This is a genomic window from Methylophaga sp. (assembly GCF_048266885.1).
Classification (GTDB): Bacteria; Pseudomonadota; Gammaproteobacteria; order Nitrosococcales; family Methylophagaceae; genus Methylophaga.
The window spans coordinates 58,953-72,818 of sequence record NZ_JBLWYR010000017.1 but is presented as its reverse complement, the minus strand read 5'-3'; the positions used below and the strand labels follow the sequence as shown (position 1 = coordinate 72,818).

General features: G+C 44.7%; 13 protein-coding genes. 3 read left to right on the top strand and 10 right to left on the bottom strand.

Translation table 11 applies throughout. The features are described from left to right. The coding region (gene gnd, locus ACN0V2_RS09820) for a decarboxylating NADP(+)-dependent phosphogluconate dehydrogenase (protein ID WP_417550632.1) at positions 1-1,102 on the top strand (1,102 nt) is incomplete at its 5' end. 73 nt (positions 1,103-1,175) lie between these two features. Here the strand turns inward: gnd and ACN0V2_RS09815 are convergent. The 5 genes from ACN0V2_RS09815 to guaB form a co-directional block, all read right to left on the bottom strand. Further along, positions 1,176-2,057 carry an SdiA-regulated domain-containing protein gene (locus tag ACN0V2_RS09815; RefSeq protein WP_417550631.1) on the bottom strand — a complete coding sequence of 294 codons (882 nt, stop codon included), beginning with the start codon at positions 2,055-2,057 and terminating at the stop codon, positions 1,176-1,178. A 132-nt stretch (positions 2,058-2,189) separates the two neighbouring features. Further along, on the bottom strand, positions 2,190-2,621 hold the full coding sequence (locus ACN0V2_RS09810; protein WP_417550630.1) for a DUF6524 family protein: 432 nt from the start codon (positions 2,619-2,621) through the stop codon (positions 2,190-2,192). 27 nt (positions 2,622-2,648) lie between these two features. Beyond that, positions 2,649-2,924, bottom strand: coding sequence for an acylphosphatase (locus ACN0V2_RS09805; RefSeq protein WP_417550629.1), 276 nt, complete (start codon positions 2,922-2,924; stop codon positions 2,649-2,651). Continuing rightward, positions 2,915-4,492 (bottom strand): glutamine-hydrolyzing GMP synthase, encoded by a 1,578-nt coding sequence (guaA, locus tag ACN0V2_RS09800; RefSeq protein ID WP_417550628.1) that lies wholly within the window; start codon positions 4,490-4,492, stop codon positions 2,915-2,917. The genes ACN0V2_RS09805 and guaA overlap by 10 nt, the downstream gene beginning before the upstream one ends. 62 nt (positions 4,493-4,554) lie before the next feature. Next, the gene (guaB, locus tag ACN0V2_RS09795) at positions 4,555-6,018 is read right to left on the bottom strand and encodes an IMP dehydrogenase (protein ID WP_417550627.1); all 1,464 of its coding nucleotides are present in this window, start codon (positions 6,016-6,018) and stop codon (positions 4,555-4,557) included. Between the two features lie 62 nt (positions 6,019-6,080). Here guaB and xseA point away from each other — a divergent pair, with 62 nt between their 5' ends. After that, entirely contained in the window at positions 6,081-7,583 is a 1,503-nt protein-coding gene (gene xseA, locus ACN0V2_RS09790) for an exodeoxyribonuclease VII large subunit (RefSeq protein ID WP_417550626.1), read from the top strand. After that, positions 7,580-8,419, top strand: coding sequence for a peptidoglycan DD-metalloendopeptidase family protein (locus ACN0V2_RS09785; RefSeq protein ID WP_417550625.1), 840 nt, complete (start codon positions 7,580-7,582; stop codon positions 8,417-8,419). Before xseA ends, ACN0V2_RS09785 begins: the two co-directional genes overlap by 4 nt. On the opposite strand, the gene ACN0V2_RS09780 is transcribed toward ACN0V2_RS09785, so the two are convergent. The 5 genes from ACN0V2_RS09780 to kdsC all read right to left on the bottom strand — a co-directional run bounded on the left by ACN0V2_RS09780 (position 8,401) and on the right by kdsC (position 13,776). Further along, positions 8,401-11,085, bottom strand: coding sequence for an ABC transporter substrate-binding protein (locus ACN0V2_RS09780; RefSeq protein WP_417550624.1), 2,685 nt, complete (start codon positions 11,083-11,085; stop codon positions 8,401-8,403). The two genes, ACN0V2_RS09785 and ACN0V2_RS09780, sit on opposite strands and share 19 nt — an antisense overlap. Before the next feature lie 86 nt (positions 11,086-11,171). Next, positions 11,172-11,897 (bottom strand): LPS export ABC transporter ATP-binding protein, encoded by a 726-nt coding sequence (gene lptB / locus ACN0V2_RS09775; RefSeq protein ID WP_417550623.1) that lies wholly within the window; start codon positions 11,895-11,897, stop codon positions 11,172-11,174. 14 nt (positions 11,898-11,911) lie between these two features. Further along, a complete protein-coding gene (lptA, locus tag ACN0V2_RS09770; RefSeq protein WP_417550622.1) occupies positions 11,912-12,721 on the bottom strand; it encodes a lipopolysaccharide transport periplasmic protein LptA in 810 nt (269 codons plus the stop codon). Continuing rightward, positions 12,702-13,271 (bottom strand): LPS export ABC transporter periplasmic protein LptC, encoded by a 570-nt coding sequence (lptC, locus tag ACN0V2_RS09765; protein ID WP_417550621.1) that lies wholly within the window; start codon positions 13,269-13,271, stop codon positions 12,702-12,704. The genes lptA and lptC overlap by 20 nt, the downstream gene beginning before the upstream one ends. Continuing rightward, positions 13,255-13,776 carry a 3-deoxy-manno-octulosonate-8-phosphatase KdsC gene (gene kdsC / locus ACN0V2_RS09760; protein WP_417550620.1) on the bottom strand — a complete coding sequence of 174 codons (522 nt, stop codon included), beginning with the start codon at positions 13,774-13,776 and terminating at the stop codon, positions 13,255-13,257. Before kdsC ends, lptC begins: the two co-directional genes overlap by 17 nt. Positions 13,777-13,866 lie beyond the last annotated feature (90 nt).

Genomic DNA, 13,866 nt, shown 5'->3' with positions numbered 1-13,866 from the left:
GCATAAAAAAGGCATTCTGTTTGTCGGCAGTGGTGTTTCCGGTGGTGAAGAGGGTGCCCGTTTCGGACCTTCTTTGATGCCCGGTGGTAATTTTGCAGCGTGGCCAGCTATTAAACCCATTTTCCAAGCTATTGCCGCACAGGATGATGGTGAACCTTGTTGTGACTGGGTAGGGAACGATGGTGCCGGCCATTACGTGAAAATGGTGCATAACGGTATTGAATACGGTGATATGCAATTGATCTGCGAAGCTTATCAAATGATGCGTGAAGGTCTTGGCATGTCCGGTGATGAAATTCAGCAAGTATTTGCTGAATGGAATGAAGGTGTTTTGGACTCGTATTTAATCGAAATCACCCGTGATATTTTGGCGGTTAAAGAGCCGGATGGCAGTTTACTGATTGATCATATTTTGGATACTGCCGGTCAGAAGGGAACAGGTAAATGGACGGGTATGAACGCCCTTGATTTGGGGATTCCATTAACCCTGATTGGTGAAGCTGTATTTGCCCGTTGTTTATCTGCACTTAAAGACGAGCGGGTAACGGCTTCCAATGTTTTACCAGCACATGCCGGAGCGTTTTCGGGAGATAAAACTGAAATGGTGAATGCCATTCGCGATGCCTTATATGCCTCGAAAATCATCTCCTACGCTCAAGGCTATATGTTGATGCGTGAAGCGGCCAAAACCTACGGGTGGGAACTCAATTACGGCGGTATTGCTTTGATGTGGCGAGGTGGTTGTATTATTCGTAGCCGCTTCCTTGGCAATATTCGAGATGCCTTTGAACGCAATCCACACTTAGAAAATCTGTTATTAGATAACTTCTTTATTGATGCCATCACCGAAGCCTTACCGGGCTGGCGCAAAGCGGTGGTGTGTGCCATCAGTTTGGGCGTACCGGCACCTACTTTCAGTAGTGCATTATCCTTCTATGATGGCTATCGCAGTGAACGCTTACCTGCCAATTTACTACAAGCCCAGCGGGATTACTTTGGGGCACATACCTATGAGCGTTTGGATAAACCTCGCGGCGAATATTTCCATACAAACTGGACCGGTAAAGGCGGTAATGTCTCAGCATCGACCTATGAAGCGTAAAGTGAGTAACTAAAACAGTAAAAAAGGGCGGAAAACCGCCCTTTTTTATTATTGGAATGTCTACTAAAGCGAATTACAAGGGTGTAGTTCTGCTAAGAATCAGCAATTGATTAGGTTCACCAACAATATAGATATTACCTTCTAAATCGGTAGCAACTCCCTCTGGTTGTTTCATCTTTGGCCAAAACTGATAAGGTCCACTGCCTAAACGGATTCGTGAGCTTTCTTGTCCCTTTAGATTAATCACATGTAGGCTATTGGAATCATCACTCAAGACCAGTAATTTTTCTTCTTTGCCCGGTAATAAGGTAAGACCTGAAAAATCTCCCACATCCAGCTGCAGGTTTTTCATTAAATCAAACTGATTGGTATATTCCTCTATTTCCAGGGCGAAATGTAGGATCCTCGCAGGTTTTTCTTGAACAAAAAACAAGCCATGCTGTTGAGAGACAGCAATACCTTCTATGCCTTTATTAGATTTTTCAGGGGGGAGCAGTGCGAGTGTTTTTACATCACGATAGTTAATCTGCTTGGTCGTATCGAGTATTTCTACAAAGCTGATTGTTTGTTGACGTTCTTCACTGATAATAAATTGGTTGGCACCAAGATAATCAATACTTTCCGTATCAGAAAACCCTATTAAATCAATTTTCCGTAGCAGTTTTCCGGCTTTACTTATTATGACGATCTGTTCTGGATTGTTAACAATTCCATACAGATGTCCAGACTCAGGGTGAAAAGTCAGTCCGGATAAATTATCTTCTATTCCATCAATGGTCAGGGTTTTGCTGAACAGGTAGTTTTGCAAATCCCATGGCTCATGGTGAGAAATTTTGGCAGAACTGACAGTACTAAACCAAAGAAAACTACTCAAGAAGATACTAGCAATTAATGCAGCAATTACTAATCTCGATTTAGTTTTACTCGAGAAAAAAGCCATAGGTTTATCCTTCAACTTAAAATGTATTACCAATGTTGTGCATTGATATCAGGTTAAGAAGAACGATATTCCCTAAGGCTTAAACCAAACTGAAAAGTAACTTTGGATTTGGACTATTTCACTGAATTAATGGTAAGTGGCTGTAGATTATTCATCGACATCATCCATATCCGCTTGCCCTGAAAGACGTCGACGAATATGTGACCATGACATGCCCACCGCCAGAACGGCAGCAATAAGAAACAAAATAATGTAAGTAAAGGCAGCATGATGTCTTAACTCCAGAATGCCCAAATCAAATAACCACCAGATAATAATGGCAAAGAAGGCAAAAGCGAGAATCAGTCCAAAACCACCCAATGAACGAAACGTTGCTCTTAAATATACCGTCCAGCCAATCAGAATAATAACTGTAGCCATGGCAAACGGCGGGGTGATGTTCATGCCAGCGTTGCCAAACAGAGCCTCATTGGCCCAATGGTAATAGCTGTAGCCACTGGGGTTATAACTGATGTACACCAATAAAACAGCAAACAACAAACGTAATAAAAAGCCTTTGCTATTAAACCGTTGTGCCATGGTTAATTCCTTTATCAGTTATTTGAGTTAGCGGACTTCAAACGCATCAAACTCACCAGTTGCTGTTTGTTCAGTTATCGAAATATCGGTAACTTCTGCAAAACGTGGCCCTTGCCAAGCCCAATCGACTAATTGGTTGAGTTTTTTCGGCTCACTCTCAGCGACCATTTCAACCCGCCCATTACTGAGATTACGAACCCAGCCTGTTACGCCAATTTTCTGTGCCGTAGTTTGGGCCGACAGACGATAACCGACACCTTGCACACGGCCTTCAATCAACAAATGATAACGTGTTATTCCCATTCAATCGTAGCGGGGGGTTTGCCGGAAATATCGTAAACAACTCTCGATATCCCACTGACTTCATTAATGACGCGGCGGGAAACCAGATCCAGGAACTCGTAAGGTAGATGCGCCCAACGAGCGGTCATAAAGTCGATGGTTTCAACGGCGCGCAACGCCACTACATAGTCATAACGACGGCCATCGCCCATTACACCAACCGATTTGACCGGTAGGAACACGGCAAATGCCTGACTGGTTTTATCGTACAAATCGTGAGCGCGTAGTTCTTCGATAAAGATGTTATCGGCTTTACGCAATAAATCGGCGTATTCTTTTTTGACTTCGCCGAGAATGCGAACGCCCAGGCCTGGGCCGGGGAAGGGATGGCGATATACCATATCACTTGGTAAACCTAATTCAACGCCCAGTTTACGCACTTCATCTTTAAACAGTTCACGTAAAGGCTCGATTAACTTGAGCTTCATGTGCTCTGGTAAGCCACCGACATTGTGATGAGTTTTAATCACATGGGCTTTGCCTGTTTTAGATGCAGCAGATTCGATTACATCAGGATAAATGGTGCCTTGAGCCAGCCATTGCACATTGGTCAGTTTGGAAGCTTCTTCATCAAACACTTCGACAAATTCACGACCAATGATTTTACGTTTGGCTTCTGGATCATTCTCTCCCGCCAGTGCTGACAGAAAACGATCTTCAGCATCGACACGAATCACACGAATGCCCATATGTTTGGCAAACATGGCCATGACCTGATCGCCTTCGTTTTCACGTAGCAGACCATTGTTAACAAACACACAAATCAGCTGATCGCCAATTGCACGGTGCAGCAAAGCTGCCACTACAGAGGAATCGACACCACCTGATAAACCCAGCAATACTTCATCTTTGCCAACTTGCTGGCGAATAGTTTCAATGCTGTCTTCAATGATATTGGCGGAGGTCCATAAGGTTTCACAGCCACAGATTTCAGTGATAAACCGTGAAATCATTCGTTGGCCCTGAGTGGTATGGGTCACTTCAGGGTGGAATTGCACGCCGTAAAACTGGCGATCTTCATCCGCCATACCAGCAATCGGTGCGCTGTCGGTGCTGGCAATGACTTTAAAACCATCAGGCAATTGACTAACCCGATCACCGTGGCTCATCCACACATCCAGCATGCCGAAGCCTTCTGGGGTGGTGTGGTCTTCAATATCTTTCAAAAAGGCAGAGTGACCACGAGCGCGGATTTTCGCATAACCAAATTCGCGGTGAGATGACGATTCAACTTGACCACCTAATTGAGTAGCCATGGTTTGCATGCCGTAGCAGATACCCAGCACCGGTACATTCATTTCAAACACACAATGTGGTGCAGCAGGTGCGGCTTCGCCTATAGTTGAGTCAGGACCACCAGAAAGAATGATGCCTTTTGGGGCAAATTCACGAATTTCGGCTTCACTGATATCCGGGTTACGTAATTCGCAATAAACTCCTGCTTCGCGCACACGACGGGCGATCAACTGGGTGTATTGTGAACCGAAATCAAGGATTAAAATGCGATGGTCGTGAATATGGCTGCTCATGAATCTCTCTTACAGTCAGATAAAAATACCGGCTTTAATAAACAAAGCCGGTATTTAAAAAATTAATTAACCCGGTAATTCGGTGCTTCTTTGGTGATAGTCACATCATGAACATGGCTTTCATTCATGCCAGCAGAAGTCACACGGACAAACTCGGGTTTGGTACGCATTTCTTCAATAGTACGGCTGCCGGTATACCCCATGGAAGCGCGAACACCGCCCATTAATTGGTGAATAACTGGACTCAGGCTGCCTTTGAAAGGCACACGGCCTTCTATGCCTTCTGGGACTAATTTGTCAGCTTCACTGGATTCTTGGAAATAGCGATCGCTAGAGCCTTGTTTCTGCTGCATGGCGCCCATTGAGCCCATGCCGCGATAAGATTTATAAGCACGGCCTTGGAATAATTCCACCTCACCTGGCGCTTCTTCAGTACCGGCAAACATGCCACCAACCATGATTGCATGGGCACCAGCCACAATCGCTTTAGCAATATCACCAGAATAACGGACACCGCCATCAGCAATTAATGGAACACCGGTTCCAGCCAATGCCGCAGCTACATTACTAATCGCGCTGATTTGCGGAACGCCTACACCAGCCACAATACGCGTAGTACAAATAGAGCCAGGACCAATACCTACTTTTACGGCATCCGCGCCCGCTTCGACCAATGCTTTAGCTGCAGCAGCAGTTGCGATATTGCCGCCGATTACCTGTACTTGAGGATAATTTTGTTTAACCCAGCGAACCTGGTCCAATACACCTTGTGAATGACCATGAGCAGTATCAACAACAATGACATCAACTCCAGCAGCAACCAGCGCATCAACTCGTGCTTCACTTTCTGAACCGATACCAACAGCAGCACCAACACGTAAACGTTCCTGAGCATCTTTTGAAGCCAGCGGGTTATCAGTTTGTTTTTGAATGTCTTTTACGGTGATCATGCCCTGCAGATGGAATTGATCATCTACCACCAAAACTTTCTCAATACGATTGGTATGTAATAAGTGCAGGACTTCTTCACGGCTGGCATCTTCACCGACGGTAACCAGTTTATCTTTGCCAGTCATGATAGAAGAGACAGGATTGTCGAAATGTTTCTCAAAACGTAAATCGCGGCTGGTGACAATGCCCACCAAATCATCGCCATCAACAACTGGTACACCGGAAATATTATGAGCACGGGTGAGAGCAACCACATCACCGATAGAAGTGGTTGGGCTGACCGTAATAGGATCACGCACCACACCACTTTCAAATTTTTTCACTTTACGAACTTCATCGGCTTGCTGTTCGATGGTCATATTTTTGTGCAAAATACCTAAGCCACCTTCCTGAGCCATCGCAATCGCCAGACGACTTTCAGTGACGGTATCCATGGCAGCAGATAACAATGGAATATTGATGGTGATATCACGTGTCAGTTGTGTGGTCAGACTGACATCGCGCGGCAGAACATTTGAATAGGCGGGGACAAGTAAAACGTCATCAAATGTCAGGGCTTCTTGCGCAATTCTCATGAGGCGGGTTCCCGAATTTACTGTAATATGATCGACAAATTATATCAGGAACTTAGTGGTTTATGGCATCACTTATGACATCGGATTCGCAAGGTAAACTCGCTGCCCGTGCTGTCAAGGATGTATATCCGGTTTCGCGATTGGTCAGAGAAGTCCGGCTGATGCTGGATGGTTCCTTTCCGCTTTTGTGGGTGGAAGGTGAAATATCCAATTTAGCGATGCCAGCTTCAGGGCACATTTACTTCACACTTAAGGACTCAGCTGCGCAAGTGCGCTGTGCGATGTTCCGTGGACGTAATCAACAATTACGGTTTACCCCAGAAAACGGCATGCAGGTATTACTGCGTGTCAAAGTCACGCTTTATGAAGGCCGCGGCGAATTCCAGCTGGTTGTTGAGCATATGGAAGAGGCGGGTAGTGGTGCTTTGCAGCGGGCTTATGAAGCATTAAAAGCTCGGTTGGGGCAGGAAGGTCTGTTTGATACGGCCCATAAAAAACCATTACCGTTATTACCCGAAACCATAGGCATCGTATCCTCGCCTGATGGCGCAGCGGTGCATGATATTTTGCATGTTTTGAAACGTCGTTTCCCGGCAATCAAAGTGATTCTGTACCCCGTTGCGGTACAAGGTGAAACTGCCCCCCGGCAAATTGCCGCTGCAATTCAAACTGCCGATCAGCGTCAAGAGTGTGATTTGCTGATTGTGGGGCGGGGCGGTGGTTCGCTGGAAGATCTGTGGAGTTTTAATGATGAACTGGTCGCCAGGGCCTTATTTGCCTGCCAGATCCCAACCATCAGCGCTGTAGGTCATGAAATTGATTTCACCATCGCAGATTTTGTCGCCGATGTCAGAGCGCCAACACCTTCAGCTGCCGCTGAATTAGCGGTACCAGAAGCACGGCAGCTGGTTTTGAATTTGCATAACTTGTTGCAAACCCTTAATAGCCGAATACAACAAAAACTGTTTAATGAACAACGGCATATCCGCTATTTAACCCAGCGATTACCTCGCCCACAACAGCAACTGAAACTTCAGCAGCAACAATTAAAACGCTTGCACACGCAACTGGAGTACAGCTTTCAGCGTCGACTACAAAGCAAGCAGCAACAGCTTGATTATCTGTTTGCCAGATTGCCGCATCCCCAATTGCGGATCAGCTGGCGGCAAACACGACTTCAGGATTTAACACAACGATTTGAGAAAGCATTTGCTGTGCAGCAACAGCGCTTCAGTCAGCAAAGCCAAAACCTGAACGCTCGCCTGCAGCGATTATTACCTGTCTCCAGGTTGAAGCAGCAGCAACGGCTTGTTGAATCACTTTCCACACAGTTAAATCGTCTGACCAGACAACAAATAACTGATCATAAAAAACAACTCGTACAGCTGATGCGAACCTTGTCTGTTGTCAGCCCTTTAAATACGCTTGAGCGTGGCTATAGCATTACCAGTGATGCGGAATCCGGTAATGTCATTTACCGGTCAGATGAAGTGATTATCGGACAAACCGTGCAAGTCCGTTTGTTTGATGGTGAATTGAAATGCGAAGTGCGTAATAAAAAATGATATTGAGAGTTATTTTCTGGCCCGTTCTGTTACTGCTGTGCTCGTCTGCCTGGGCCTTACCCCAACAGTTTCCAGTGCCTGGTGGAGTCATCATTTTGCCCCTGGAAATAGCTGGAAAGATTGCCCCCAAAGTCACCTATGAAAAACAACAGGTGCTGGTGGTAAAACAGGATTCCCAATGGCAGGCAGTTGTGGGGATTCCGCTGGCTGCCAAACCGGGAAGTCATAAGGTTTTAGTGGATGACCAAGGCGTATTAAGCAGCATTCTGTTTGAAGTCAAAAACAAATCTTATCCCACCCAACATGTGAATGTGCCCGATGATCGTAAGGTAAACCCTTATGCCGAAGATATGGTTCGAATCGAAGCAGAAACCGCCAAAATAAATAAAGCGTTACGTAATTGGCGAATGAGTGATGACATCCCATTCAATTTTGTTTGGCCGATTGAAGGGCGGGTGAGTGGTTTATTTGGTCGCCGTAGAGTATTTAATGGCGAAGAACGAAACCCTCATAGCGGAATCGATATTGCCGCGCCAACCGGCACACCAATTATGGCGCCCGCCGATGGTATAGTGACCGATTCTGGCGATTATTTTTTCAATGGCAACACGGTAATGATTGATCATGGCCAGGGCCTGGTGACCATGTTTTGTCATTTAGATCGGATTGAGGTTAAAGCCGGCCAACAGGTGAAACAAAGAGACATTATTGGTACGGTGGGTGCAACAGGACGGGTCACCGGGCCGCATCTGCATTTGGGAGTCAGTTTGAACGATGCACGGGTTGAACCATTGTTGTTCTTTCCTAAACGGGACGGTTATCCGTCATTCAGATGAGTTTTAGGTTTGCTGTATTTGTTTAAAAGCTCTGTCAACAGCACAAAGTTAACCGGTTTGGTGAGATAGGCAGTAAATAACCCTTCGGCTTGTTGTAAATCATAAGGCATAGCCGCAGCAGTCACCGCTATCACGGGAATATGTTGGAATTTTGGATTAGCGTTGATTTGTTCAGTAGCTTGTAAACCGCTTATCCCCGGAAGATTAATATCCATTAAGATAACCTCAGGCATATTGCTTTCTAGCCATTCCAATCCGGCTTCCGCCGTTTTGCACACATGTAAATGATAGTGTGGCATGCGATCAAAAAATGCTTCCATCAATTTGATATTGGCGGGATTATCTTCAATATGCAGAATCAACGTGGACGGCCCAGATTGAAATGGATTAGCTGTATAAGTTGCTGAAGCATGATAATGATTAGTATCTTCAAAGCTTGCCTGATCGGTTATAGGCAGCTCTACCCAAAACCGACTACCTTGATTTTCTGTACTTTCAAAACCAATATGTCCATTCATGGCTCTGATCAGTCTTTGGGTGACGATTAACCCTACACCGGTGCCTTCAATCCCCGAATTTTCCTGACCTAAACGATCAAAAGCCGTAAAGAGAAACGCTTGTTTGTCCTTTGGAATACCGATACCAGTATCTTGCACGGTAATACGCAAACGATTAACCGTGCTGATAATTTCTGTGGTTACAATGACTTCGCCCTCTGGCCGATTATATTTTATGGCGTTACTGACAAGATTAATCAGTACTTGCTTGAGCTTGGTTAAATCGGCGAGCACCAGTTGTTTTGGAATGTCACCTGTTTGAATGTTCACGCGATAACGAGCTGCCAGATTATGCAACATTGGCAAACAATGTTTAATCGCGTTACTGATATCCACCGGTTCAATGGAAACTTCTACGGAGCCAGCCTCGATTTTGGCGAGCTCCAGTACATCATTAATCAATTGAAGCAGATGTTCACCACTTTGAATAATTAACTTCAAACTGTCTTGTTGGGTGGCGGTAAGTGGCGCCTGTTTGTCACTTTGCAACAGTTGAGCAAAGCCTAAAACTGCATTCAGAGGAGTGCGTAATTCATGGCTCATCGCCGATAGAAATTCTGATTTGGCCTGATTAGCTTTTTCGGCTTCTTCCTTCGCAGCGATTAATGCTAAATGTTCGGCCTTATGCAATGAGATATCACGGACGATACCGGTAAAGAAGTAACGTTCTTCCCATTTAAAAGCACTTAAGGTCAATTCAATGGGAATAATTTGTCCGCTTTTGTGTAATGCTTCTAATTCAACCGGCTGACCAATTATTTTAGACTGCTCAGTACTGAGAAAGCGCGACATACCATTTTCATGATTGTGTCGATGCTGAGCTGGCATCAACCGCGTAATATTTTGGCCAATAATTTCGTCTGGCTGATAACCAAATAAACGTACAGAGGCGACATTAAAATTCTGGATGGCCCCAGTTTCATCAATCGTAATAACCCCTTCAAGGGTATTATTTAATAATGTCTGTAAACGTTCACTTTCGCGTTTAGCCTTTTCTTCCAGGGCTTTCCCTTTAGATAATTCGGCTTCAAGCGCCGCCGTTTGTAAGGCAATTTGCTCACTTAATACTTTGGCATGGTGACGTTTTATGAAATAACCAATGGCCATTAACGCCGCAATGATGATTAATGCAAAAACCAGCCATCTCAGCCATGTCGGTATGCTTGGGTATGGGTCATAGATAAACCCATTAAGCTGATGATCATCATTAACCAAGCCTAATTGCTGATAGTGTTCAGCAATTTTTTGCCAACGTTCAATCGTCATATGACCTAACGAAACCGTAGGGTATAAACTGAGTTCGCTGAGTTTTTCGGCTTCAAATTCGAGATGCTGTCGAGTCTTATTCTGACTGTTATAGTCTTTTAAAATTACATCAATCATTTCGTGAGGATGTTCCAAGGCATACTGCCATCCTCTTAAGGTAGCCTCGAGAAATGCTTCGACAATTTTAGGATGACGCTTTAGATAGTCTTCGGAAGTAAAAATAATATCGCTGTAAAAATTGATATTGAATTCATGGGGTGACAAAGTCCGGTAATCCACCTCGCGACTCATCATCCAGAAAGGTTCGTTGGAAACATAAGCCGTAAGCGCATCCACATTACCTGCAATAAGATTGTCAATGTCAGCCGGAGAAGGATCGACAATATTCAGTTGAGAAGGATGAATATTGAATTTGAGTAACATGGCGGATAAATCATCAGCATACGACTGACGAGTAACCGTTTTGCCGATAAAATCGTTTGGATGATTTATTTCTGAATCGGCTCTAACCAGCCAGGTATAGGGACTGCTCTGAAAAATAGCTGCAAGAGCAACAAACGGGCGACCTTTTAGTCTCTCAACAACAAGGCCTGCACCGGAGATACCGAAGTCGACAATGCCATTTTCAACCTCGTGAAATGGTGCCTGCTGTCCATTAATAATGGTAACTTCCAGCCCAGCTTCTTGGTAGAAGCCTTTTTCTGCAGCAGCGTAAATTCCGGCAAATTGAAATTGATCTTGCCAATGAAGTTTGATTGATACGGGAGTCAGCTTTTGATTTGGCTCATCCGCCATGGATGAAGTGGCAAACAACAACAGGACAAGCGCGATCAATCGACACATAAAAAGTACTCAAACAGAGTTCAATTCATCTTACTCTAGAGATATGCGAAATAGCCAGAAGCTTGTCGTGAAAAAATCCTATAAATTTACAAACGAAAGTCCCGTCCCAAATAAACGCTAAGTACACGCTTATCTTTCAGGATTTCATCAGGCGTACCTTTGGCAATCACCTCACCTTCGTTGAAGATATAGGCTCGTTCACAAACACTCAGTGTTTCTCGTACATTATGGTCGGTAATTAAAATGCCAATGCCGCGAGCTGAAAGGGCTTTGATGATGCCTTGGATATCCAGAACGGAAATCGGATCGACACCAGCGAAAGGTTCATCAAGCAAGATAAACTGTGGATCCATGGCCAATGCCCGAGCAATTTCAACGCGGCGTCTTTCACCACCAGATAACGCCATGCCCAATGATTTTCGAATATGGCCAATATGAAACTCTTCTAGCAAGCGCTCCAGTAATTGTTGTTTTGCGCTAAGGCTCAGCTTTTTTCGGGTTTCAATAATGGCGTAGAGGTTATCTTCAACTGATAATTTACGAAATACTGAGGCTTCTTGCGGCAAGTAGCCAATGCCCAGTCGAGCGCGATTATGAATGGGCTCGTGGGTGAGGTCTTGCTGATCGAGAAAAATACTGCCGTGATCAACGGGGATCAATCCAACAATCATGTAAAAGCTGGTGGTTTTACCGGCCCCATTGGGACCTAGCAAGCCAACAATTTCACCACTGTTTACTTCCAAGGAAATATTTTTAACAACCTGCCTATCGCCAAATTGCTTGGCGAGCGACAGTGCAGAAAGCTGACTCATTTATATTCCGTGATTTATTCAGGATTCATTTGCAGGTAACGTGAACTGACCCAGCCAATAATCGCTTTATCGCCACTCATGCCGCGAACTTGTGTCCACTCTGGTTGACGCGTCAACACAATTACTTCCGTGTTTTCGATAAATGCGCCAATACGTTCATATTGCGTACCGGGGCCGGTTCTAACATTTAAGGTAGTTTGCGTTACCGCAGTCGGATAGCTCATTTCGGATTGCTGTTCTGGTGCATCCGTTAACGGTTGGGGTGTTTGCTCTGTTGGTTGGGCAGGTTTAGATTTATTTTTTTCACGCTGGCCTGGCGGTTGAATCGTAATGTGTACTCGGCCACTGGATTGTTTTTCGCCATCTACTTCAACCGGTCTGGAATTAGCGATGACAATGTTTTTGTTGATATCGTATTCGATATGATTGCCACGAAACTCATCGCCTGACTGCCAAACATAGCCTTGACCTACCAGAAAGATGCGTTGTTTACTGGCGTGGTATTCCATTTGTAATGCTTTCGCTTTGACCGGCTTATCACCTTCTTTATGAACCTGTTCATAAGTAGCAAGATTACCTTCAGCAATGGCTTTTTCCAGTTCTCGGTTCTCATCATAAAAGAAGGTAATGACATCACCTTCGATACGTAACGTGCCCTGGGTCAATATGGCATCGCCTTTGTATTGGGTGACACCGGTTTCATCATCAAGCTGCGCGTGATCTGCTTCGATATTAATGGGTTGTTCCCGATCGCTGGGTAAAGCAAGGGCAATAGACGGGATTGCAGTGAATACCCAGAGCAGATTAATTAACAGGTGGCGCATTGTATTGTCCTCTCACCCTAGAGTGCAGATTGATGGTTTCTTCTTGTAAAGCCGCATGAAACCCGACTGAATGGGTATCACCATGGGGCGATTTCATTGTGACAGGTTGATCGGTATAAGCCGTGTTGTTCACAGTATCCAAATTGAGAATTTCAGTTAATAACTGTACTTCTGGTTGATCTTTGTTGGTAATAATAACATTGCCAGTGAGAAGAATGTTTTCGCCTTCACCTTGAGTTTCTGCATGGTCCGACTCAATGATCCAATCATTATTTTCCGGCACGATAAATAAGGTATTTGGGCTGAAGATTTCGGTGCGGTCATTTTCCGGATAGTGATATAGCGTCTCACCCTTAATGACCCGAGAAGGTTTGCCATTAATATCCATTACGGTGAGTTTGAAATCAGTCATGCCAAAATCAATACTATAATGCACTGCAGCCTCTGTTTTAGGGGCTTCAGGTTTGGTAAACAGCATCCACAAACTGATTACTGCGATCAGCAGTAAGCCAATTTTGAGATAGTTAGGAATATTAAAAATGGCGTTCAATTTGGTCCTGCAGGGTTCCCTGTCCTTCCATAATTAATTCACAAACATCACGAGCTGCGCCTTTTCCGCCTCTAGAGGGGGTTATCCAGTGAGCGTGTTTTTTCACCACGGCATCAGCATCTTGGACAGCTATCGCTAAACCTACTCGACTCATAATGGATAAATCGACCCAGTCATCCCCTACATAAGCACATTGTTCTGGTTTCAATTTAAGGGTTTTTAACAGCTCCTCAAAAGCCGGTAATTTCACTTTCTGTCCCTGATAAACATGATTAATGCCAAGGCTTTGCATACGGTGTTCAACTACTCTAGATGTGCGACCCGTAATGATAGCAATATCGACACCGGTAAACTGCAGCAGTTTCATGCCGTGCCCATCACGTGAATGAAACGCTTTATATTCTTCGCCGTCATCGCCAATGATGATACTGCCATCCGTTAGAACACCATCGACATCAAAAATCACCAGCTTAATTTGTTTGGCGCGAGCCGTTATGTCTTGCATCGTTATTTTCCTGAAAATCAGACTACACCAGCACGTAATAAATCATGCATATTCAGTGCGCCAGTTAAGTTATGGTTTTTATCGGTAATC